At 62.0% G+C, this 21,216-nt stretch carries 20 protein-coding genes; 14 read left to right on the forward strand and 6 right to left on the reverse strand.

What is annotated here, in order from left to right; genetic code table 11:
* Positions 1 to 116 precede the first annotated feature (116 nt).
* Positions 117 to 1,274: an AraC family transcriptional regulator gene (locus ACYVGS_RS12360; RefSeq protein WP_460588999.1), complete on the reverse strand. Its 1,158-nt coding sequence runs from the start codon at positions 1,272 to 1,274 to the stop codon at positions 117 to 119.
* A gap of 259 nt (positions 1,275 to 1,533) precedes the next feature.
* Here ACYVGS_RS12360 and ACYVGS_RS12365 point away from each other — a divergent pair, with 259 nt between their 5' ends.
* The 10 genes from ACYVGS_RS12365 (at position 1,534) to ACYVGS_RS12410 (ending at position 12,347) form a co-directional block, all read left to right on the forward strand.
* Positions 1,534 to 2,484, forward strand: coding sequence for a thiamine pyrophosphate-dependent dehydrogenase E1 component subunit alpha (locus ACYVGS_RS12365; protein WP_460589000.1), 951 nt, complete (start codon positions 1,534 to 1,536; stop codon positions 2,482 to 2,484).
* Complete coding sequence (locus tag ACYVGS_RS12370) at positions 2,471 to 3,466, forward strand: alpha-ketoacid dehydrogenase subunit beta (RefSeq protein WP_460589001.1); 996 nt, start codon at positions 2,471 to 2,473, stop codon at positions 3,464 to 3,466. The genes ACYVGS_RS12365 and ACYVGS_RS12370 overlap by 14 nt, the downstream gene beginning before the upstream one ends.
* An 18-nt stretch (positions 3,467 to 3,484) precedes the next feature.
* Positions 3,485 to 4,780: a dihydrolipoamide acetyltransferase family protein gene (locus ACYVGS_RS12375; RefSeq protein ID WP_460589002.1), complete on the forward strand. Its 1,296-nt coding sequence runs from the start codon at positions 3,485 to 3,487 to the stop codon at positions 4,778 to 4,780.
* A gap of 142 nt (positions 4,781 to 4,922) precedes the next feature.
* Entirely contained in the window at positions 4,923 to 5,675 is a 753-nt protein-coding gene (locus ACYVGS_RS12380; protein WP_460589003.1) for an SDR family NAD(P)-dependent oxidoreductase, read from the forward strand.
* Between the two features lie 47 nt (positions 5,676 to 5,722).
* The gene (locus ACYVGS_RS12385) at positions 5,723 to 6,475 is read left to right on the forward strand and encodes an SDR family NAD(P)-dependent oxidoreductase (RefSeq protein ID WP_460589004.1); all 753 of its coding nucleotides are present in this window, start codon (positions 5,723 to 5,725) and stop codon (positions 6,473 to 6,475) included.
* A 19-nt stretch (positions 6,476 to 6,494) separates the two neighbouring features.
* Entirely contained in the window at positions 6,495 to 8,615 is a 2,121-nt protein-coding gene (locus ACYVGS_RS12390; protein ID WP_460589005.1) for an oxidoreductase, read from the forward strand.
* Positions 8,616 to 8,754: 139 nt separating this feature from the next.
* Positions 8,755 to 9,579 carry a Coq4 family protein gene (locus ACYVGS_RS12395; RefSeq protein WP_460589006.1) on the forward strand — a complete coding sequence of 275 codons (825 nt, stop codon included), beginning with the start codon at positions 8,755 to 8,757 and terminating at the stop codon, positions 9,577 to 9,579.
* Entirely contained in the window at positions 9,579 to 10,769 is a 1,191-nt protein-coding gene (locus ACYVGS_RS12400; protein WP_460589007.1) for an LLM class flavin-dependent oxidoreductase, read from the forward strand. The genes ACYVGS_RS12395 and ACYVGS_RS12400 overlap by 1 nt, the downstream gene beginning before the upstream one ends.
* A gap of 23 nt (positions 10,770 to 10,792) precedes the next feature.
* Complete coding sequence (locus ACYVGS_RS12405) at positions 10,793 to 11,845, forward strand: zinc-dependent alcohol dehydrogenase (RefSeq protein WP_460589008.1); 1,053 nt, start codon at positions 10,793 to 10,795, stop codon at positions 11,843 to 11,845.
* A complete protein-coding gene (locus ACYVGS_RS12410) occupies positions 11,838 to 12,347 on the forward strand; it encodes a nuclear transport factor 2 family protein (RefSeq protein ID WP_460589009.1) in 510 nt (169 codons plus the stop codon). Before ACYVGS_RS12405 ends, ACYVGS_RS12410 begins: the two co-directional genes overlap by 8 nt.
* Before the next feature lie 60 nt (positions 12,348 to 12,407).
* Here ACYVGS_RS12410 and ACYVGS_RS12415 read toward each other — a convergent pair whose 3' ends face one another.
* Positions 12,408 to 13,397 (reverse strand): phytanoyl-CoA dioxygenase family protein, encoded by a 990-nt coding sequence (locus ACYVGS_RS12415; RefSeq protein ID WP_460589010.1) that lies wholly within the window; start codon positions 13,395 to 13,397, stop codon positions 12,408 to 12,410.
* Positions 13,398 to 13,637: 240 nt separating this feature from the next.
* Here ACYVGS_RS12415 and ACYVGS_RS12420 point away from each other — a divergent pair, with 240 nt between their 5' ends.
* A complete protein-coding gene (locus ACYVGS_RS12420) occupies positions 13,638 to 15,119 on the forward strand; it encodes a flavin-containing monooxygenase (protein WP_460589011.1) in 1,482 nt (493 codons plus the stop codon).
* 248 nt (positions 15,120 to 15,367) lie between these two features.
* Positions 15,368 to 16,123, forward strand: coding sequence for an SDR family NAD(P)-dependent oxidoreductase (locus ACYVGS_RS12425; protein WP_460589012.1), 756 nt, complete (start codon positions 15,368 to 15,370; stop codon positions 16,121 to 16,123).
* A gap of 2 nt (positions 16,124 to 16,125) precedes the next feature.
* Here ACYVGS_RS12425 and ACYVGS_RS12430 read toward each other — a convergent pair whose 3' ends face one another.
* Genes ACYVGS_RS12430 through ACYVGS_RS12445 form a run of 4 tightly spaced genes read right to left on the reverse strand, consistent with a single transcriptional unit; the run spans position 16,126 to position 19,710 of the window.
* Positions 16,126 to 16,635: a nuclear transport factor 2 family protein gene (locus ACYVGS_RS12430; protein ID WP_460589013.1), complete on the reverse strand. Its 510-nt coding sequence runs from the start codon at positions 16,633 to 16,635 to the stop codon at positions 16,126 to 16,128.
* Between the two features lie 17 nt (positions 16,636 to 16,652).
* Complete coding sequence (locus ACYVGS_RS12435) at positions 16,653 to 17,846, reverse strand: aromatic ring-hydroxylating oxygenase subunit alpha (protein WP_460589014.1); 1,194 nt, start codon at positions 17,844 to 17,846, stop codon at positions 16,653 to 16,655.
* A 39-nt stretch (positions 17,847 to 17,885) separates the two neighbouring features.
* The gene (locus ACYVGS_RS12440) at positions 17,886 to 18,839 is read right to left on the reverse strand and encodes an alpha/beta hydrolase family protein (RefSeq protein ID WP_460589015.1); all 954 of its coding nucleotides are present in this window, start codon (positions 18,837 to 18,839) and stop codon (positions 17,886 to 17,888) included.
* Between the two features lies 1 nt (position 18,840).
* Entirely contained in the window at positions 18,841 to 19,710 is an 870-nt protein-coding gene (locus ACYVGS_RS12445; RefSeq protein ID WP_460589016.1) for a TIGR03619 family F420-dependent LLM class oxidoreductase, read from the reverse strand.
* 179 nt (positions 19,711 to 19,889) lie between these two features.
* On the opposite strand from ACYVGS_RS12445, the gene ACYVGS_RS12450 reads away from it, so the two are divergent.
* Together ACYVGS_RS12450 and ACYVGS_RS12455 are read left to right on the forward strand one after the other, a co-directional pair.
* Positions 19,890 to 20,375, forward strand: a complete 486-nt coding sequence (locus ACYVGS_RS12450) for a nuclear transport factor 2 family protein (protein WP_460589017.1) — start codon at positions 19,890 to 19,892, stop codon at positions 20,373 to 20,375.
* 65 nt (positions 20,376 to 20,440) lie between these two features.
* Entirely contained in the window at positions 20,441 to 21,106 is a 666-nt protein-coding gene (locus ACYVGS_RS12455) for a TetR/AcrR family transcriptional regulator (RefSeq protein ID WP_460589018.1), read from the forward strand.
* The last annotated feature ends 110 nt before the right edge of the window (positions 21,107 to 21,216 follow it).

The raw sequence follows: 21,216 nt of genomic DNA on the forward strand, positions 1-21,216 counted from the left end.
CGTTCAGTGTGTATGACTGGCTACTATTCTGGCGACTCCGTCACCGGGGGCGACCGACCCGAACGGCGCGTACGCGCGGGGCGGCACATTTTGCCGGAAGGTGCGCCCGGAACGCGTCAAGGCATGTGCTGCCGTCGGTACTCGGACGGTGTTTGTTCAAACACCTGCTTGAAGTACTTGTTGAAAGTCGATTTGCTGGAAAAACCGGCGGCCATGGCGATGTCCAGCAGGCTCAGCCCGGCATTCTGCGGATCAATCATCAGCCGCCGGGCCTCCTCTACTCGCAAGCCATTGATGTAGTCGTAAAAGCGCATGCCGGCGTGGGTGTTCAGAACTTCGCTAAGTGTCTGTTGACGTACGCCCAATGCGACGGCGAGGGTATCGACCTGTAGTTCGGGTTGCAGATGCAGCTGTTCGGTTTGCATGAGCCGCTGCAGTTTATCCCAAAGCCGCGCGGCGCGATCCGGGTCCAGCCCTGAGCGCTGGTAGCGGGGCGCCTGAGTCGCCAGGTTCGAGGGTTGTGGGCCGCCTTCGGGTTCTTCTCCAGCCTCGGCCGAAGATCGGTCGCTTCGCTGGAACAGGACGAGGGACTGCCGGAAGCCGAATATAGCCACCCCGTAGAACAATGCCGCGCTGGCAGGCAGGACAATCCAGCGGGCAGGGTCGGGTGGCCAGCCCGCGGCCAGGCGTAGCAGGTTCAAGCCTGCCCCACTCGCCGCCAGCAACAGCACCAGCCCGGCGATGTTGCGCAGCCAGTCCAGGCTGATGCGCTCGATGGCGGTGTATTTGTCCAGCAGGGAGAGGCGATACCTCTGTAATAGCCTCAGGGTCAGCAGCCCGTAGGTAAGAAGCGACACGCTGCTGGCGAGGCCGTGCTGAGCGGTAAGCTGAATCAGATCCGGGTCGTCCAGCGGCAGTAGATAACGCTGCCTGGCAACGAGGTTCCAGGTGATGGCCAGCAGGAACGGCAAGCCGTGCCAGATATCTCGTGACTGCAGTCTTGTGGGGTGGTGTACCAGCGAGCGGGCATAGAGATACAGGAAAGGGCCGATGAGCAAAACGGTATTGTGCAGGATCGTGACTTCCGTGCGCCATTCCTGAACAAAGCGCTCTTCACTCAGGATCAGCGCCAGCAGGCGGGTGGTCATCGCCAGTAGCAGGCAGGCCAGAAGGCGGTTGGCGATTGCCTGTCGGCTCTCCAGCACCCAAAGAATCACGGCGAGGAGCAGCCCCTGGGATAGCAGGCTGATGGCGGTGGTTTCGGTCAAGGTCATTCTCATTCCAACGTTTGAGGTCGCCGGTCAGTGTCGCGATAAGCGGCCGGGCGCACGAGATGGTACTGCACCTGCAGGCAGGCGGCGAGGAACCCGTATGGTTGCATCGAAGGGCGCTGCCCGCGCTGTCGGCGGGAGCCACAAGGGGCATGTCCTCATTCATGGCAATGAAAGCGGCTTTTCCCGGTGACTCGATAATCACACTGTCTATAACAGTCGACCCGCCAGCGGGCCGCAATACGAATGACAGGGTTATCCCATGGCTACAGACCTCCCTTCAATACAGGACATGTACCGCCGGCTGTGTATCACCCGGGCGATGGAAGTCACCCTTGCCGCGCACACGCGCAAGGCCAGGATATCGGGCTGGTGGCATCCCGGGGAGGGTCAGGAAGCGGTGGGTATTGGTGCAACTGCGGCGCTTCGACAGGACGATTACCTCTGGTACCAGGGGCGAGGTTGTGCCTGGGCAATAGGCAAAGGCATGGCACCGGATCCGATCTTCGGTGATGTGCTCGGCAAGTCGACGGGTTCGACCGGTGGCAAGGGTGGTGGTGTGCCTCACTGGGCCGACTACAGCCTGGGGATCATGGGTGAGGGTGCCACATTGGGTAGCGTCTATCCCCTCGCCGCGGGCTCGGCGTTTGCCTCCCGAGTGCGCGGGGATGACCGCGTGTCACTGGCCAACTTTGGTGACGGTACAGCCTCGCGGGGCACATTCCACGAGACACTGGTTCATGCGGCTGCCTGGAAATTGCCGCTGATCTACCTGTGCGAGAACAACAATATCCTGGTGGGCACGCCCCTGACCGATGTCTGCCCCACCGGTGATATCGCCGACTTCGCAGCCGGTTATGGCATACCCGGGGTCATCGTCGATGGCCAGGATGCGCTCGCGGTGCGCGATGCGGTGGCCGAGGCCGCAGATCGTGCGCGCAACGGCGAGGGACCCAGCCTGATCGAGGCAAAGACAGTGCGGGTCCAGGGGCATTACGCCGGCGACCCGCAGCTTTACCGTGAAAAGCGGGATTACCTGAAAGACTACCGCGATCCGCTCGAGGTATTGGGCGGTCATCTGGATCCCGGGGAAAGTGAAGAGATACGCAGCGAAGCCGACGCGCTCGTGGCTGTCGCGTTCCAGGCCGCGATGGAGGCCCAGACCCCCGATGTGTCCGTGATATTCAAGGATCTCTACTATGACCAGCAATAAGACGTCGGAAACCATGCTGTACAACGCCGCGATGGGGCTTGCCATCGCGGAGGAAATGCGCATCAACCCCGAGATCTTCGTGCTCGGTCAGGGGGTGGCCTCGGGGGGCTGGTTTGGCTCGGAGAAGGGGCTGGCCGATGAATTCGGCAAACAGCGGGTCGTGGACTGTGGCATCTCCGAAGCCTTCGAGGTCGGCATGGCCGCGGGCGCATCGATTGCCGGCATGACGCCGGTAATCAACGTCGGCTTTGCCGACTTCTCGCTGATTGCCGGTGACGAGATCTATCACAAGCTGGGCAAGTGGCGCTATATGCACGGAATCAACGTGCCGATGTCCGCGGTGATTATCCTGCCACTGGGTGTCATGGGGGGCGCCGGTCCGGAGCACTCGAATTCGATCGAAGTGCTGGGCATGCACTTTCCGGGATTGAAGGTCGTCGTGCCTTCAAACCCCGCGGATGCCAAGGGCCACATGAAGGCGGCCCTGCGCGAGCCCAATCCGGTGCTGTATCACTCCATTCAGGCGCTGAGCTTCACCAATGGCGAGGTGCCGCTGGCCACCGACTTTGTTGTCGAGATCGGCAAGGGCGTGGTGCGCCGCGAGGGCCGGGATGTCACCCTGCTGACCTATGGATCCATGGTCAACCGCTCGCTGGAAGCGGCTGCAGCGCTCCAGTCTGAGGACATCTCGGTGGAGGTCATAGACCTGCGCAGCCTGAACCCCATCGACTGGCCCCTCATCCTGGACTCCGTCGCCTCGACACACCGTGCCATGGTCGTGCATGAGGCCAACAGGACCGCGGGGCCGGGGGCGGAGATCGCCGCGCAGATTCAGGAGCGGGCATTCTACGAGCTTGAGACGCCGGTGTTGCGCGTGGCAGGCAAGGACGTCCCCCTCCCCCAGAGCGTCGAGCTCGAGCAAGCCTGTATTCCCTCCGTGGCAGAGATCGCGGAGGCGGCGCGTCACATCATGAACCTGTAACAGTGGCCCGGTGACATCATGTCGATACTAACTGAACTGACGATTCCCATGATGGGATCCGTGGAGCACGCCCGGCTGGTGCAGTGGCTGGTCGAGGAGGGCTCCGCCTTTTCCAGGGGTGAGTCCCTTTACGAGCTTGAGACGGACAAGACCGTGACCACGGTCGAGGCCGAAGAAGACGGTATCCTGGTCCGGGCGCTCGGCGAGGAAGGACAGGAGTTCCTCATGGGGGACCCCGTGGCGCTGCAGGTTCCGGCCGGAACCTCGGCCGAGGTGATTGAGCGCGAACTGGCGCGCCATGATGCGGGTTCCAGCGAGGAAGCCGACGCGGACAATGCCGTCGCGCAAGCAGCCCCAGAGCCTGCGTCCTCCCAGGCAATGGGTGCCCGGGGAGCGTTGCCGGCCACCGTGCCGGTGAAGTCGTCGCCGCGCTCTCGCAAACTGGCGAGGGAGCATGGTGTGGACATCACCACCGTGACAGGGACAGGGCCACGCGGTCGCGTGACGGGCGATGATGTCCTGCGCGAGGCGGCCATGGTTGCGGCCAGCAGCGAGGAGCGCGAGCCCACCGCCGCGCAGTGGGGCGACAGACAGGAGCCTGCTCAGGCTGAGTCGAAAGGACAGCTGACAGGAACATCCATTCCGCATTCCTCACGCCGGCGCACCATTGCCAGAGTCATGGCGGAGGCCAAACGCGAGGCGCCGCATCTGACGGCGGACATGGATATTGATCTGAGTGCAGTCATGGCGTTCCGCAGCCGTTACAAGCGTGCGGGGCATCCGGCCCCGTCAATCCTCGGCATTGTGGCCAGTCAGGCGGCGCGTCTCTTGTCTGAGCACAAGAGCCTGAATGCCACCTTCCGTGAACACGACTTGATGCTCTGGAATACGGTCAACCTGAATGTGGGCATTGATACCGAGGGAGGTCTGGTCGCACCAGTGATCCGCGACGCACAACTCCTGACTGCGATGGAGATGACTGATCGCATCGCGGCCCTTGCGCAACTAGCACGGGCGGGGCGCCTCTCGCGGGATGACCTGGCCGGCGGGACTTTTACCGTGTCCAACCCGGGTGCACTGGGGCCAGTCGTGCGTGCCGAGGCTGTCCTGAATGGGCCCCAGGTGGCATTGCTCGGTATGCCGGGTATCCAGCAAAAGCCGGTTGCGGTGCGTCTACCCGACGACAGTTTCGCCATTCAGGTCAGGCCCATCCTTAGGCTCGGAGTGACCTTCGATCATCGCGCCCTGGATGGCGGCCCCGTGATTCGCTTCCTCAACGCGCTGAAGCAGGGGCTGGAATCCATCGACAGGTAAATGCTGGTGTAAAAAACGCGATCCCGCCGGTGGCAAATTCATTCCAATGTGTGAAGTCGCCGGTCGGTATCCCGGTAAGCTGTCCGAAACCAAGAATAGCAATGGCCTATCCTGGCTATAAGAAAGGGAGTGAGAATACGCAATGACTGGCTTTGACCCACGCTGCCCCGAGATGAACCTGGAAGGTGCCTGTGTCCTGGTAACGGGGGGCACCAGCGGTATTGGTGCCGCTACCGCCAGGGCGTTTCTGGACGTGGGTGCCACGGTCACTATTACCGGTACGCGCGAAGGTGTCGATGCCTATCCGGAGGCTCCCAAGGGGGCGAAGTATGTGCAACTCCGTCTGCAGCAACGGGAGGATATCCAGCGGGTAGCCGCCGCCTTTGATCGCCTGGATGTGCTGGTCAACAACGCCGGGGGTACCGGCGGTGCCGCCGAGCCCTTCGATTTTGATACCGCTGTCACGGTGAACCTGAATGCGGTGTACCACCTGACCGACCGTCTCACTGGCGCACTGGCAGCCAGTCAGTTGCCCCAGGGGGCCAGCGTGGTGAATATTGCCTCCGAGATGTCGCTCTTCGGTAGCCCGTGGTTCCCCGGTTACGGGGCTGCCAAGGCTGCCATCGTACAGCTCACGCGTACTTTTGCGGTGTCCCTTGCGCCCCAGGGCATTCGCGTCAATGCGCTGTTACCGGGCTCAGTGCCCACACCGATGACCGCCGCCTTTGCCGATGATCCCGAGGTCAACCGCATGGTGGCAGACAAGACACCCCTGCACCGTTGGGGCACGCCGGCGGAAATGGCCGGCCCGATACTCTTCCTGGCCAGTTCGATGGCCAGCTTCGTCACCGGCCATACCCTGGTCAGCGACGGGGGCTACAGCATTCAGGAATAACCCAGCACAGCATTCATAACACTAAAACCGCCATAGGAATCATTGCCATGCAACGTTTTGCCGACAAGGTCTGCCTGGTCACTGGCGCTGCCAGTGGGATCGGGCGGGCGACCGCCCAGCGCCTCGCCAGTGAGGGTGCGACACTGATGCTCGCGGACATCAATGCGGAAGGCCTGGAGGAGACCCGCGCCAGTCTGCCGGATGGTGTGCGCGCGGAAGTCGCGGTCTTCAATGCGACCGATGATGATTCCTGCCGCAGGATGGTGGCGCAGACAATCGAGACCCTGAGCCGCCTGGATGTGCTATGCAACATTGCCGGCATGTCGCGCTCGGCGAAGTTCCTCGAGCTGAAGCGCGAGGATTGGGATCGTATGTTCGCGGTCAATACCACCAGCTTGTTCATCATTACCCAGGCAGCACTGCCGCACCTGATCCAGTCCAGGGGCAATATCGTCAACATGGCCTCCGCATCGGGGCGCGTGGGCGCGCCCTATTTTGCCCACTATGCGGCTTCCAAGGCGGCCGTCATTTCCCTCACTCGCTCCCTGGCCGTGGAGTTCTCCAAAGAAGGGGTGCGGGTCAATTGCATCTGCCCCGGTGGGGTGAACACGCCGATGGCCCAGGTCAATGCCGACAGCATGTCCGCCGACATCGACATGGACCTGCTGCGGCGTCTGTTTGCCTTGCACCCGGAAGCGCGGCCGGAAGAGATTGCCGGCGCGGTGGCCTACCTGGCCTCTGACGAGGCCCGCTATGTCAGCGGTGCCAGCTTTGCCATTGACGGGGCGCAAACCGCCTGATTTTCCGGAGTAGGCTTTCATGACGCAACTGTCCCACCTTATGGCGCCTGGTCGTATTGGTACCCTGGCGCTGCGCAATCGCATTTTCATGAGCCCGATGGGCTCCAACACCGCAGATCCCGAGGGCTACTGTGGCGAGCGGCTGCTTCGCTACTACGAGACGCGAGCGAAGGGCGGTGCTGCACTGCTAATCATGGGCTCGGTGTCGATTTCCTGGCCGGTGGGTTCGGCCAATTACCGCCAGGTGGCTATATCCGACGATCGCTTCATCCCCGGTGTGCGTGAGGTGGCTGATGCAGTGCACAGCCACGGCGCGAAGCTGGCCATGCAGCTGCAGCACGCGGGCCTCACGGCCATGAATGACATTCGCGACGGTCGCCCCATGCTGACGCCTTCGCTGCCCGAGGAAAAGGGCGGCGACATGGAAGGCACGCTGTTCCCCGAGGAAATCGCAGCGATGTCCACGCCCTACTCTGCGGCGGCTGCAAAGGTGGAATACCGTGTGGCGAGCCAGGAGGACATTGACTGGGTGATTGGCGAGTTCGCCGCGGCTGCCGAGCGCGCCCAGCGTGCCGGGGTGGATGGCGTGGAAATTCACGCTGGCCATGGCTACCTGATTCACAGCTTCCTGAACCCTTCCGTGAACAAGCGGGAGGATGCCTATGGTGGCAGTATCGAAAATCGCGCCCGCCTGCTGGTTCAGGTGATTGAGGCAATCAAGGCCCGTTGCGGCAGGGATTACCCAGTGTGGTGCCGCCTGGATGGGGTAGAGTTCCTGACCGAGGGCGGTATTACCAATGCGGATGCCGTTCGCACGGCACAGCTGGCCGAGGCAGCGGGAGCCGACGCCATACACGTGAGTGCTTATGCAGATGCCTCCAAGGGTGCCAGTTTTACCGCCGCGCATACGGTGCACAAGCCCTGCGGCTTCGTGCCCTACGCCAGTGCCATCAAGGCGGCGGTATCCATCCCGGTGATCGCCCCCGGGCGCATCGAGCCGGAGGTCGGCAATCGGCTGATCGGCGAAGGCAAGCTGGATTTCATCACCATGGCGCGCAAGCTGCTGGCGGACCCGGAGCTGCCCAACAAGATTGCCGAGGGCCGGCTGGCGGATGTGCGGCCCTGCATCTACTGCTACACCTGCATCAGCCAGATCTTCGTCAACAAGACCGTAAAGTGCGCGGTGAATGCGCGCACCGGGCGCGAGCACGAAACGCTGGTCAGCCCCGCCGAGTCGCCGAAAAAGGTGCTGGTGATTGGCGCCGGCCCCGCGGGCATGGAGGCGGCGCGGGTCGCGGATCTGCGTGGACACCGCGTAACGCTGTGTGACAAGTCCTCGCGGCTGGGTGGTACGGTATTCTTTTCTGCCGTGTCCTATCCGCCGAACGCCGGCCTGGTGAATTACCTGAGTCGTGCCATTGAGCAGTCCTCGGTCGAGGTGCAGCTGAATACCGAGGTCACCCCGGAGTGGGTGCGCGCCCAGTCGCCGGATGTGGTGGTGGTGGCCACCGGTGCCCGGCGCGGGCTGCCGGAAATTCCCGGCGTTGACCTGCCCCACGTGCTCAGCGGCGATGACATTCGCGGCATGATCACCGGGGAGTCCGAGGGTGAATCGAAGCTGCCGACACTGGCGCGGGGCGCCATGGCCCTGGGTGGCATGGCCGGTATTACCGGGCGGCCGGACTGGATGCGCCAGCTGTCGCGGGTGTGGATGCCCCTGGGCAAGCGCGTCGTCATGATCGGTGGTGGCCTGGTTGCGGTCGAACTGGCGGAGTTTCTCGCCGAGCGCGGCCGCCAGGTGACCGTGCTCGAAGAAGGCGAGGTCATGGGCCAGGGCCTGATGCTGGTACGTCGCTGGCGCAACCTGGCGGATTGCCGCGACAAGGGCGTGGAATTCCTCACCCGGGCGCGGGTGGTGGCCATCACCGACAGTACGCTGACCTACTGCAATGCCAACCAGCAGGAGCGCACGATCGACGCTGACCAGGTCATCATTACCTCGGGTGCCGAGGGCGACCTTGCGCTGGCGGACCGGCTCCGCGGTGAGGGCTTGACCGTGCACAGTATTGGCGACTGCAACGGTGTCAGCTACATTGATGGCGCAATCCACGCGGGCTTTGATCTGGCTCAAGCGCTCTAGTGAGGGGTGAGCCGGCTTCCTCTTCATTCATGCGTGTGAGGGGGTCGGGTAGAGCGGGATCTATTATTGGAAATATATTCCAAAAATAGGGTCGCACTGATACATTCGACTCTCCTTCAACCGCGAGGAGTCATAATAAATGGACGCCAGAGAAGCCGCATACCTCAAGGGGGGCGCAGTCCCCCTGACCACAGACAGCAGTATTCTGATCAGCTCCTCCAAGTACCTGAACAGTGCCGCCATGCGCCACGTGGTGGCGCAGGAAATGCTGCGCAAGTACGGGTCGGACCTGCCCCCCGCCTGGTTTATCCCAGAGACCATGGCTGCCTTCGCCGAGGTGACCGATCCGGCAGAAGTGCTTGCGCTGTTCCAGGCCGAGCGACAGCGCAATCCCGAATTTGCCGACTGGCTGGATGCGCGCACGCTCTCGGATTTTTCCGTGGAGCGTCTGCGCGACTCCCGGCCGGGTACCCTGGGCGAGCTCATCTACCGCTTTGTGGCGGAAAGCGGCTTCGACATCGACTTCATGTTCAAGGGGGCGCCGGAGGACGATTTCCAGTACTGGCTGAAGCGCTTTGTGCAAGGGCACGATATTCAGCACATGGTGACCGGCCTGGATGTCACGCCGATTGGCGAGTACGCGCTGATCATGCTGAATACGCAGCAGTATTTCGATCACCTCGGCCCCGAGCTGGCGGCCCAGCTGTCCCAGCAGCCAACTTTTTCCATCAGCTGCGGCCTGATGCGCTCTACCCTGCACTATCCGCGGACCATGCCCCTGATGCTGGACGCCATGGCCCTGGCGCGACGCATGGCGAGGGAGTTACGGCGGCCCCTGTTCTACGTGAACTGGGAGGATTACCTGGACTGTACGATCGCCGAAGTGCGCGAAGACCTGAACATCCTGGATGCACCCGCGGATGGTGAGTGGGCCTGGGCCTACGACGACATGAGGAACAGCTGATGACACCGGTACGGACCAATCGCCTGCGCCTGGGCGTCTTTCTGGCGCCCTTCCACCCCCTGGACGAGAGCCCGACCCTGTGCCTGGAGCGCGACCTGCAGCTGGCGGAGTTTGCCGACCGGCTGGGCCTGGACGAATTCTGGTATGGCGAACATCACAGCGGCGGCTATGAAATCAGTGCTTCGCCGGAACTGATGATAGCCGCTGCCGCCCAGCGCACCCGGCGGATTCGTCTGGGAACCGGGGTGGTGTCGCTGCCTTATCACAGCCCATTGATGACCGCGAACCGCATTGCCCAGCTCGACCACCTGAGCCAGGGGCGCCTGATGTTCGGTGCCGGCCCCGGGCTTCTGGTCAGCGATGCCCACATGCTCGGACTGGATGTCGGGGACTCCCGTGACAAGCTGGATAGCGGCCTTAACGTGATACTGCGGCTGCTGCGCGGCGAGTGGGTCACCGAGCACAGTGACTGGTACGAGTTGCGTGATGCGCACTGCCAGGTATTGCCCCTGAATCGCGACCTCGAAGTCTGCGTGGCCAGCACCTTCTCGCCGAATGGGGGCAAGCTTGCGGCGAAATACGGGGCTGGCATGTTGTGCCTGGCTTCGACGCTTTACGGGGGCTTCGATGCCCTGACCACCAACTGGCAGATCGTCTGTTCCACCGCCGAAAAAATGGGCCAGTGCATGTCGCCCGCGAGCATTCGCTGTGCCACGGACATGCACATCGCACCCTCGCGCCAGCAGGCACTGGACGAGGTGGGCGAAGGCTATGAACGTTACCTGGACTACATCCGCAACCAGTCAGAGCATCTGCCTGACTCGCCGGCCCACCTGAGTATCGAGGACCTGATTGCGCGCGACGAGGTGATCGTGGGAACTCCCCAGGATGCGATCGAACAGATCCGCCGCCTGGAGCAGAAGGTGCCTGACTTTGGCTGCCTGCTGCTGCTGGACAAGAACTGGGCCAGCACCGAGCACAAGCAACGTTCCCTGGAGATGCTGGCGCGTTACGTATTGCCGGTTATCAATGGCGACAACGTCAACCGCCAGCGCTCCTTCGACTGGGCTCGGGAAAATCGCCAGCACTTCACTGATGTAATCAGTGGTGCAACACAAAAAGCCTTTGAAAAACATGCGCGCGAAGAGGCGGGCGACGATAGTAGCCAAACGACCAGTCGCAGCGCTTGAATCGGCATACCGGGAGAACCACTATGCAGGCAGCAATTTTCCATGGCGTCGGCGATATCCGCGCGACCGCCGATATAGCGAAACCGGAGCCCGGCCCCGGTGAAGTCATCGTCCAGGTCGCCAGTTGTGGCATCTGCGGCAGTGATCTGCACATCTATCGACTCGACTCACCCTCCGCGCTGGAAATGCACAGTGGCACACTGCGTACCGATGTCGACGGTAATCGCATCATCGGCCACGAGTATGCGGGTGTCATTGCAGCGGTGGGCGAGGGTGTCGATAGCTATGCCGTTGGCGACCGGGTAGTCGGTGTCACTGCCGGTGGAGGCATGGCCGAGTATGTGCCAGTGCCGGCGAACCCCTTCCAGTTGGCGAAGGTTCCCGAGAGTGTGAGCTTCGAGGAGGCGGCAACCACCGAGCCGCTGGCGGATGCCCTGCAGCTGGTGCGTAAGGCGGCGCTGCAGCCCGGGGAAAACGTGGTGGTATTTGGCGTTGGCATTATCGGGCTGGGCGTGGTCCAGGCCATCCGTGCGACGCTGCCGGAGATTGGCGAAATTGTTGCGGTGGATGTGTCCCCGAGCCGCCTGGAAATGGCGCGGCAGGTCGGCGCGACCGCCGTGGTGAATGCCGCCGAGGAGGATGTGGTCGAGGCCTGCGGCCGCGCGTGCGGCGTGGTCGAGTGGGAGTACCCGGTGATGCGCCCTCCGCGGGTCGCCGCCGTGATCGACTGCGCCGGTTACATCAAGCACATGAAGGGGCCGCCGCCACTGCAGACGGCGTTGCATCTGCTGCAGCCGGTGGGCGGGCGCATCATCTGCTTTGGCGCCTTCGAGGATGCCGTCACCCTGGAACTGATGGACCTGATTCACAAGCAGCCGGTGATCGAGGGCTCCATGGGCTATCGTGCCGAAGAACTGACCCAGGCACTGGAGCTGATGGCCAGCGGCAAGGTGGACCGGCGGCGGCTGATCTCGGATCGCTTTCCCCTGGCTGAGGTCAGCGAGGCCTTTCAGACCCAGGGTAACGGGCGCGCCATCAAAGTGATGGTCCAGCCGGTACCCGAGCTGAATGAATAGTCACAATCATCCCGTTATTGCCGAGGCGCGCATGTCACTCACAGTTGATGATCTGATTGAGATACAGAATACGGTACACAGCTATCCCTTTCTGCTGGACGCCGGACGCTTTGATGAGCTGGGTGAGCTGTTCGCCGATGCCGTAGTCTACAACGGTGATGCGATTCTCGCCGACAGGAGTGCGCAGGCTTACGCCGACGGCTTTCGGCAGTGGCTGCATCTATATGACGGCAGGCCGTGCACGTGGCACATGCTGGCGAACGTAATACTGGAGCCCCAGGACAATGGCGATGTGGTTGTTCGCTCCTACGTGATGGTTTTTCAGCAAACCGATGCCCTGCCCCTCCAGCCCGTTATCGGCGGCGATTACCGCGATACCTTGCGTAAGCTTGATGGTCGCTGGCGCTTTGTCGAGCGTCGCATGGGTAATGACCTGGTGGGAGACCTGAGTGCCCATGGAAAAGATACTGACGTTATCCAGCGATTGCGTGCGAACGATTGAGAGGCTGGCAGGCCCCGCTTGAGGGCTGGGTCTCCTGCTTCGATTTACAGAGCCTTATGCTCAGCTTTCCTCGGACCCCATACCTGGAAATGGCGCCGCATGTTGGTCGCCACCACGCCGTAGTTCTGGGATATACGGATAGCGTGCGTTGGTATTGCACCGGTTGTCATCGGGATGCCGTGGGAAGATCCGGCCGCAGTACTCCTGGACCACCTCAAAGCCCATCATTGATCGTTCTGCATCGTTAAGCGTGGCGTATACATGGTCATGCAACGAGGCGGCGTAGTTGTCTTGCGCCCGCATGAAGTGCAGGCAGTAGCCGTTCAGAATGGATATCCGCGTTTTGTCGGATGTGGAGCGACCCTGGAAGTGCCAGAGCCGGCTTTCAAAAAAGATTGCCGAGCCCGCGGTGCATGTCACCGGGACTGATTTGACACTTTCTTCGGACTCGGCTTTTCCGGTCTTTTCGTTATAGTGAAATCTGGGTGCTCGGGTCCTGTGGGTTCCCGGTACGACTTCAGTGACACCCATGCCCTCTTCAAAGTCACTGAGCGCCACCATGACATTGAAGTACAGTGGAATGGGGGTCTGGAAAGGCACAGGAATCTGATCGTTGTGCAGCACCTGCCCTCCCGAGCCATTGCGCACGATGATCCCCGTTGACTGGGCCATATAGAAGGGAACGTCCTCCAGCATGTGACGTCCATATTCGGCCACGACGGGGTGCATGGCAAGATCGATGAACTCGCGCCCTTTGTTGGGCAGGGTGAGTATCGCCTGCCATGCGGGAGTGACGCCCTGGGGTGGCTTTCCCAGCTCCCGGTCTCCGATGGAGTCATGGCTTGGAAGGCGATAACTGGCGACTCCCTCTTCACACTCAAGGTCCGCCTGCTCAAGCAGCCGCTCGCGTATTGCGGCGACCTCTGTCGGATTCAGCAGATCCTTGTGAACTGTATACCCGAACGTGTCCAGATTGCGCTTTCCATCGCTGATGTCACTGGTCGGGACTGGGAGCTCGCTGTCTGAGCGGCCTTCTACTGTTTTATTCATAAAGCCTCCAGGGGCATGAGACTGGAACCATTCGCTATGGGAGGATTCGAGGATAGGGCATGCTAATTCTCTTTTTCTCATTCGGTGAAAGGAGCTTTGAGCCAGCTAAAAAGGCCCATTGTGCAGCACGAATGCGACTCCAATGCATAATCATCCATATCGACGATGTACACATGCCACTGGTTTCATATTATTTGATCGCATCAACCCTGGATCTATCGGAAAGAGTACGAGGCAACCATGAATCAAGCGTCTGTAGAAGCCCCGCGCGAACTGCGCTACGCCATTATTGGTGCCGGCATGTCGGGCATCCTCGCCGCGATCAAGTTGCTGGAGCGCGGCGAGCAGCATGTGTCGATTTACGAAAAGGGAGCCACCCTCGGTGGCACCTGGCGGGAGAACCGTTATCCCGGCCTGACCTGCGACGTGCCTGCCCACGCCTACACCTACAGTTTTGCGCCGAACCCGGATTGGAGTGCCTATTACGCGCCGGGACCGGAGATACGGGACTACTTTCAGAAAGTCGCCGACGACTACGGCGTGAGCCCCTTGATCCGCTATAATAGCGAGGTGACTGCCTGCCGCTTCGATGACGCGTCGACCACCTGGCAGCTCACCCTGTGTGATGGCAGTGCGCTTGAGGCGGATGTGGTGATCGCTGCATCCGGCGTTCTCCACCACATCAACATGCCGGAAATTCCCGGCCTGGACAGCTTCGCCGGCAAGGCCTTTCACAGTGCGCGCTGGGATGACTCCGCGGTACTCGATGGCACGCGTGTTGGCATCATTGGTGGTGGTTCCACCGGCATACAGATTCTCTCCGCCCTGCAGCCACGCAGCGAAACCGTAGTCCACTTCCTGCGTTCGCCACAGTGGATCATGCCGGTTCCCTACTTCACCTACACTGACGAGGATCGCGCGGACTTTCGTGCCCATCCGGAAAAAATCGACGCCGTCCGCTACAGCGATGAATACTTCGGCAATATCCGTCGCTTCTGTAACGCCATCTCCAACCCCGATGGACCTGAGATCGCCGCGGTAGAAGCCGAGGTGCTGCGCAACCTGGAAGAGAGCGTCAAAGATCCCGTGCTGAGGGAAAAACTGCGCCCGGATTACCGTGCTGCCTGCAAGCGCCTGATCTACAGCTGGTGCTACTACGATCACATCCAGCAGCCCAATGCAGTGGTGGAAACCGGGCGCATTGCCGCGGTGGAGCCCGAGGGTGTGCGTATGCAGGACGGCAGCTTCCACCCCTTGGACGTGCTGGTGCTGGCCACCGGCTTCCGCGCCGACCGCTTTATCCGCCCGACCGTGGTGACCGGCAGTCAGGGGCGTTGCCTGGACGATGCCTGGAGCGAGCGCCCCTGCGCCCACTACGCGATGACCATTCCCGGCTTCCCCAACTTCTTCATGCTCAACGGGCCCGGCGGGCCGGTGGGGAATTTCTCGCTGATCGACATCGCCGAGCGGCAGTGGGGTTACATTGATCAACTGATTGACCAGCTGCGCCAGGGCGCGCGTCTGGTGGACACCCTTCCGGAAGCCTTTGCGGACTATGAGCAGCGGCGCGTCGAGGCGGCCCGCAACACCATCTTTGGTAGTGGCTGTTCCAGCTGGTACCTGGATGCCCAGGGCGTGCCCGCCAGCTGGCCCTGGAGCTACGACGATTTCGCGGAAGCGATGGAGAAGCCGGAGCTGTCGAGTTTCAGCTTCGCGGCGTGAGCCTGGGTAGCAGACTAACGCAGCCAGCGGAGCTGGACGCCAGTCGCCCATACTGGTCCTGACTGCTCAACGAATGTCGTATCAACCCTAACGAAGCAGATCTTGCTGTGTCTGCTTCCTGGGCCCTCGTCGGTGAAGCGAGCCGGTGAGGGCCCCCAATCCATCCAGGTTCATCTGTCCCGATGATGCCGCACTCAAGCCATGCTGACATAGTCTGCCTGCCATGTTCGGATACCGAGGTTTGATGCATGAAGCGGGAAAGGGTGAACTTTGATTTTTCGGGGTGCAGCGTATTGGTCACGGGAGGCACCAGCGGTATAGGGCTGCAAATCGCCAGTGCCTATGCTGATAGTGGTGCCGTTGTTCATATCACCGGTCGCCGGCCCAGTGGTCATGACTATGATGCCGACCTTTCGCGCTTTGTCTATCACGTCTACGACGCCTTTGACCGGGAAGCGGCGTCCCGGCTGGCCAGTGAGATCGACAGTCTCGATATTCTGATCAACAATGCCGGCGCCGCCTTCCCGCGAGGTGTCAATGAATGGGAGGAGGAGGGGTTTCGCGACGCCATCGAAGTGAACCTCATGAGCTACTTCAGTGTTGCTACCGCTCTCCGCGACAAGCTGGCTCACAGCCAACTGGAAGGCGGCGGCAGCGTGATCGGCATCGGCTCCCTGACTTCCTTCTTCGGCTTCGAAATGGTGCCGGGCTACGGCGCAGCCAAGGGGGCGCTAGTACAGCTGACCAAGACCCTGGCGGTGTCCTGGGCGAAGCACGGCATTCGCTGCAACCTCATCGCTGCCGGCAATATCGAAACGCCGATGAATGCGGATATGACAGACGAGCAGTTCGACAAGTTGTATGCGCGTCTGCCGATTCAGCGGCAGGGGACCCCGGCGGATATTGCCGGTGCGGCGCTCTACCTGACCTCGCCACTGGCCTCCTATGTGACGGGTCAGACGCTGGCGGTGGATGGCGGGTATACGATCGCGATGTACATGTAATGTCAGTCGCGACGAAGCCACGCGGGGCACTCCCGCCCTGGCGACTTCGGAAATGCTCCCTGTTCCATCGGCATGCCGAGCACCGCTGGGTTGCCGGCGAGCCACACCGCCGTACCCACCCGTTTGCTGATTTTCCAGCCCTCCCGGGTACGCACCAATTCGTCGTCGTACCAGGCACCGATGGTCAGCAGGCAGTCAGCGCCGGCACTGTGCAGGACATGCTGTGCGGTGAGGTAGCAGTGTGCCCTGGCGGTGTCGCCGGTCACTTCCACCGCGATCGGGCCCAGCTGATGATGGGTGGCGTCCAGGCCCGGCAGGCTCTGCTTGCAGATGGCCGCATACTCGTCGGGACTCTGGACCCCCGCGCCTGGGATCTCGACGTGGGCATCGTCGGTAAAACAGTTGCGCATGAGCGGGATGTTCAGTGTATCCAGTCCAATAACGTAGTGGCTGATCACCTGCTCGATACAGTGCACATCGAAGAGGTACTGGCTGCGGGCTTCGTGATTCATGTTCTCTGCTCCGTTCTTCAAGCGGCCGTGATGGGTAGGGGGATGCCGCAGGCGTATGCGATATCCCCGTGGTAGCGCTGCAACAGCATTTCGTTGCGTCCGAATACCAGCGACGCGGGTTCGCGCAAACTGGCGTAATTCCGCCATGCCCCCGCGACGGTAGGCAGGTCTTCATCGCGGTTGATGTTGACTATCGCCGCGTGCAGTTTTGCGTAGGCGGAAGCCGGGACGGGCGGCGCGTCCATGGGCCGGTAGCTGCTGTAGACAACCCGCGTGACGCCGATATCCCGAGTAGGGAAGGAGCGGTTGATGGCAATGACCGGCAACTCGCCGTCGATGGCAGCGGAGACCGTGAGAATCGTGTTCGGGAAAAGGTAATGTACGGCGCTGTAATCTGTGCCAGAAGGCGGCCATTCGCATTCCCGCAGGTCTACGAGGCGCTGGAGATCCCGGCCCGGACTGGCAAAACGATGATGCAGACCGAAGTGGTCGTGAATGGTCAGGAAGGGGACCAGCTGCGGCGACAGGCTCTTCGGGTGTGTCGCAGGTACATGATAGCCCTCGCAGGATATGTCGACGACCAGTTTCCAGTTGGCCTCGACTTCGAGCGTGTCATGGCCGACGGGTTCTGCGCGGTCCAGCTGAAACGCTTCCAGCAGTCTGTCTATCCCGCCCAGGAAACCCCGCAGATCCAGTTCGTCTTCGGTGGTTTCGTGCTGAATGAAGAGGAGGCCGTGGCGTTCCGCAACAGCAACCGGTTCAAGCGAGGTCTTCCGGGTCTGGTCAAAGGCTTCACCCAGCGGTCTATGCGTCAGGTGCCCTTTCTGGTCGAATCGCCAGCCGTGGAATGGGCACAATAGCCCCCCTTGTTTGCTGCGGGAAGCTTGCAATTGACCGCCACGATGCGGGCAGAAGTTGCGGAATGCGGCCAGGCCGCCGTCCTCCTGGCGCACCACGATCACGGGCGGGCCATAGGCATCGAACAGCAGTGTGTTGCCCGGTTCCGGCACATCCCTGGATAGCCCGACCACAAGTGGCGTGTGCCGAAACACGAACTCGTGCTCGGCGGCGTGACGCTCGGGGTCGGTATAGAGCGAGGTATTGGTTACCAGTGGCTGTGGACCGAGTTCGCTCAAACCCTGCTGCATAGTGCGGACCAGTCGACGACGCAGCGTACGGCTCTCGGTGTTCAGGTCAAATCGCTGTGACATCCTGCCGTGTCCTCGCTGGATGGGTGGGGCATGAATGGGTCAGTGCAAGGCGTCCACCAGTGCCCGGACCTGTTCCTGCAAGGCACCCTGCGCAAGCTTCGAGCCGGTGGCCAGTACGTCGAAGCCGTGTAACGTGCCGGCATAGCTGTGTAGTTCCACGGGGATGCCATGCTGCAGAAGCCGCAGGCCAAAATTCAGGCCCTCGTCGCGCAGCGGATCATGCTCGGCGGTCGCCAGGTATGCCGGAGGAAGTCCCGAGAGGTTGGATGCGCGGGCGGGTGCGGCGGTGTCGGGTACAGCGCCTTTTCCCGCCTGCCCCAGGTACATTGCCCAGGACTGCCTGGCAGTTTTCCGGTTCCAGACCGGGGTGTCGCCGCAGGAATGCATGGAAGGCGTATCCAGCCGGTCATCAAGCACCGGGTAGATGAGGAGTTGCAGCAGCGGAGGCGGCAATCCCAGGTCACGCAGAGTGATGGCGGTCGCGGCTGCCAGGCCACCGCCGGCGCTGGCGCCTCCCAGTGCCATGCGGGCGGGATCAATGCCCAGCGCACCGGCCTGGCGCGTGATGCTTTGCCAGGCAAGGATGCAGTCCTCCAGCCCGGAGGGATAGGGGTGTTCGGGCGCGAGACGGTAGTCCACTGACAGCACCGTACAGGCAGCCTCGCGCGCATAAAATATGCAGCGCAGATCTTCATCCTCGGGTGCGCCAAAGACAAAACCGCCGCCGTGAAAATAGACCAGGGCGGGCTGCACCGCCGCACCCTCCGGCCGGTAGCGGCGCACCCTCAGGCTCGAGCCGTCTTCGCGACTGTCGAGGGTCACTGTCCTGACATCGACACCCTCGTCAGTCTGGCTGTCAGGCGCTGCCAGTGGTGTTCGCAGGCCAAGCGCAGACCTGCCCTGCCGGGCAAGCATTTCCAGCACCGGGCCACAGTCGCGTACCGCCGGATCGAGCGTATCCAGTGCCGCGGCCATGTCCGGGTGCAGGTGCACGCTACAGCTTGCCAATCACGTCATCGGCAAAGCGCTTGATGCAGTCGATGTTTTCCTCCAGCGGCGGCTTCATGTCCCTGCCGTACATTACCGCGGGCATGGTGGTGGTCACGCTGATGCCCATGTCCCGCATGGCGCGGAAACCGTCCAGACCCGCGGCGTCGGTACAGCCGAAGGAGAGTTTCTTGAAGGGCTTGTCGAGGGTGCCCGCCTTCTCCCGCTCGGCGTCCACCTGCTGGCAGAGCGCTTCCAGTTCGGCGAGGGTGTGCAGGTCGGAGATCCAGCCGTCGTTGTGGGCGGCGCGGCGCATGGCCGGTTTGGAGAAGCCGCCGACGTAGATCGGGATGTCCTGCTCCGGCGCGGGGCACATGCGCAGGGGCTCGAAATCATAGAAGTCCCCGTGGTGTTCCACGCGCTCGCCGCTCCACAGCTTGCGCATCACCTCGATCATCTCGTCGGCGCGCTTGCCACGATTGCGGAAGTCCTGCCCGCCCGCGGCGAACTCCTCGGGCATCCAGCCCATGCCAATGCCCAGGGCGACGCGGTAGTTACTGAAGATCGCGGCGGTACCAAGGATCTTGGCCACGTGGAAGGGGTTGCGCGCGGGGAGCACGAAGACGTTGGTGGAGAAGCGGATACGACTGGTCGCCGCAGTCATCGCGCTGATGGCCACCCAGGGGTCCGGGAAGGGGTCCAGTTCACCGAAGCGCGGTACACCGTCGGGCGTGTAGGGGTAGGGCACGGAAAACTCTGACGGATAGATGAGGTGGTCAGCCAGGGTTACCAGACCGAAGCCATTCTCCTCGGCGGCCTGGGCCAGCGGGATGTAGTGCGCCGGATCGCTGAAGGCGATTGAAAGTCCAAATTCCATGACGAATACCTGGTTGGGGTTATTGGAGGTCCCTGTCAATGTCCCACAGATTTCCTCGCGCTTCCTCACCTTTTTGGGTAGTAACTCATGCTCCGGGGTGGTGACAGTCCGGCCCAGCCGTCGACAATGGGCAAACTTGAGAGCTACGCCACAATAATCTTCGCAACTGGAGAAAGCCCATGACCCAGCCCCATCCGGACCCTGCCGTTGCCCGTTTGCTGGACCTCGAGGACATCCGCCTGCTCAAGCATCGTTATGTGCGCTGCATGACCGAGGGTGACTTCGACAGCATGGAAAGCCTGCTTACCGAGGATGTGCAGACGGCCTACTCCGACGGTCTCTACACCTTTGACAATCGCGCTGATCTGCTCGCCTTTCTGCGCGACAGCCACGGCCGCAACCATGCCGAGGTGCTCGGCTACTGGCACGTGACCATGCCCGAGATCACTTTCCAGGGCGAGAACCACGCCAGCGGCATCTGGGGGATGTATCACTTCTATCTGCACAAGGGTGACCAGCGGCAGGAGGAGATGTTTGCCTATTATCAGGACGAATATGTGCGGCTGGACGATGGGTGGAAGATTCGCAAGACCGGCTACCGGCGCGTGATGGAGCAGAAGCTGGATCGGAGCACCCTGCCTGGCCTGCGCCTGACGGTGGGTTAGCGCAGCGCAGGGGTCGGCGTGTTAGGCTTGGCGGCGTTATTGATCACCCCTGCCACGGAGTCCGAATGCCCAGCCAGAAGCCGGTACCCTCGCCCCGCCGTCGCGGTCGGCCGCCCAAGGTCAGTCGCGAGCGGGTAATTGACGTGACCCTGCGCCTGCTGGAGGACGTCGGCCCCGACGAGATCAGCATGGCGGATGTCGCCGCCGGCCTCGGCGTATCGGTGATGACCCTGTACAACCATTTCCCGAATATCTCGGAGCTCCTGCAGGCGGTGGCCGACCACACTTTTGGCCTGTTCGAGTTGCCGCCCATGGCGGGGGATGAAGCCTGGCAATCGGAACTGATGACCTGGCTTCGCGCGCTGGCACGTCACTGCGAGCGTCACCCGGTGGCCCTGCGTATTGTCTCCATCGAGGGCAGAACGACGCCTGCCTGGCAGCGGATCATGCAACCCTTGCTGGAAATGCTGCATGCGCTGGATGTGCGGGAGGAGGAAGCGGCCCTGCTGCTGGCCTGGATCACCAGCCAGGCCATGGGGCTGATCTACATCGAGGAGTTCGCCGAGCCCGCGCGCCGCCTCGGCCCGCGTTCCCTGGACCCCGTGGGCGAGCATCGCGAATGGCTCGGGGCGCTCAACCACTACCTGCCCACGGTGCGCCGGGAGCAGGTGCTGGAACTGGGTTTCCAGTCCCTGGTGATGGGCCTGGAGCGGCAGCTCTCGCAGCCCTGAAAATAATTATGGAAAATGTTATTAAAAATGCCTACACTGCTTGCAGTGGGGTGCGGTCGCCCTGACTTCCGCGCGGTCGCAATCCCTCTTTTCCACACTATAATCAACGA

The sequence above is a fragment of the Haliea atlantica genome, from assembly GCF_054779855.1.

Bases quoted from the DNA above. Each gene is read 5' to 3' on its own strand.
- ACYVGS_RS12410 (WP_460589009.1), top strand. From the start codon at position 11,838: ATGAATAGTCACAATCATCCCGTTATTGCCGAGGCGCGCATGTCACTC.
- ACYVGS_RS12455 (WP_460589018.1), top strand. From the start codon at position 20,441: ATGCCCAGCCAGAAGCCGGTACCCTCGCCCCGCCGTCGCGGTCGGCCG.
- ACYVGS_RS12405 (WP_460589008.1), top strand. From the start codon at position 10,793: ATGCAGGCAGCAATTTTCCATGGCGTCGGCGATATCCGCGCGACCGCC.
- ACYVGS_RS12370 (WP_460589001.1), top strand. From the start codon at position 2,471: ATGACCAGCAATAAGACGTCGGAAACCATGCTGTACAACGCCGCGATG.
- ACYVGS_RS12415 (WP_460589010.1), bottom strand. From the start codon at position 13,397: ATGAATAAAACAGTAGAAGGCCGCTCAGACAGCGAGCTCCCAGTCCCG.
- ACYVGS_RS12425 (WP_460589012.1), top strand. From the start codon at position 15,368: ATGAAGCGGGAAAGGGTGAACTTTGATTTTTCGGGGTGCAGCGTATTG.
- ACYVGS_RS12450 (WP_460589017.1), top strand. From the start codon at position 19,890: ATGACCCAGCCCCATCCGGACCCTGCCGTTGCCCGTTTGCTGGACCTC.
- ACYVGS_RS12365 (WP_460589000.1), top strand. From the start codon at position 1,534: ATGGCTACAGACCTCCCTTCAATACAGGACATGTACCGCCGGCTGTGT.
- ACYVGS_RS12420 (WP_460589011.1), top strand. From the start codon at position 13,638: ATGAATCAAGCGTCTGTAGAAGCCCCGCGCGAACTGCGCTACGCCATT.
- ACYVGS_RS12375 (WP_460589002.1), top strand. From the start codon at position 3,485: ATGTCGATACTAACTGAACTGACGATTCCCATGATGGGATCCGTGGAG.
- ACYVGS_RS12435 (WP_460589014.1), bottom strand. From the start codon at position 17,846: ATGTCACAGCGATTTGACCTGAACACCGAGAGCCGTACGCTGCGTCGT.
- ACYVGS_RS12395 (WP_460589006.1), top strand. From the start codon at position 8,755: ATGGACGCCAGAGAAGCCGCATACCTCAAGGGGGGCGCAGTCCCCCTG.
- ACYVGS_RS12430 (WP_460589013.1), bottom strand. From the start codon at position 16,635: ATGAATCACGAAGCCCGCAGCCAGTACCTCTTCGATGTGCACTGTATC.
- ACYVGS_RS12380 (WP_460589003.1), top strand. From the start codon at position 4,923: ATGACTGGCTTTGACCCACGCTGCCCCGAGATGAACCTGGAAGGTGCC.
- ACYVGS_RS12445 (WP_460589016.1), bottom strand. From the start codon at position 19,710: ATGGAATTTGGACTTTCAATCGCCTTCAGCGATCCGGCGCACTACATC.
- ACYVGS_RS12360 (WP_460588999.1), bottom strand. From the start codon at position 1,274: ATGACCTTGACCGAAACCACCGCCATCAGCCTGCTATCCCAGGGGCTG.
- ACYVGS_RS12390 (WP_460589005.1), top strand. From the start codon at position 6,495: ATGACGCAACTGTCCCACCTTATGGCGCCTGGTCGTATTGGTACCCTG.
- ACYVGS_RS12400 (WP_460589007.1), top strand. From the start codon at position 9,579: ATGACACCGGTACGGACCAATCGCCTGCGCCTGGGCGTCTTTCTGGCG.
- ACYVGS_RS12385 (WP_460589004.1), top strand. From the start codon at position 5,723: ATGCAACGTTTTGCCGACAAGGTCTGCCTGGTCACTGGCGCTGCCAGT.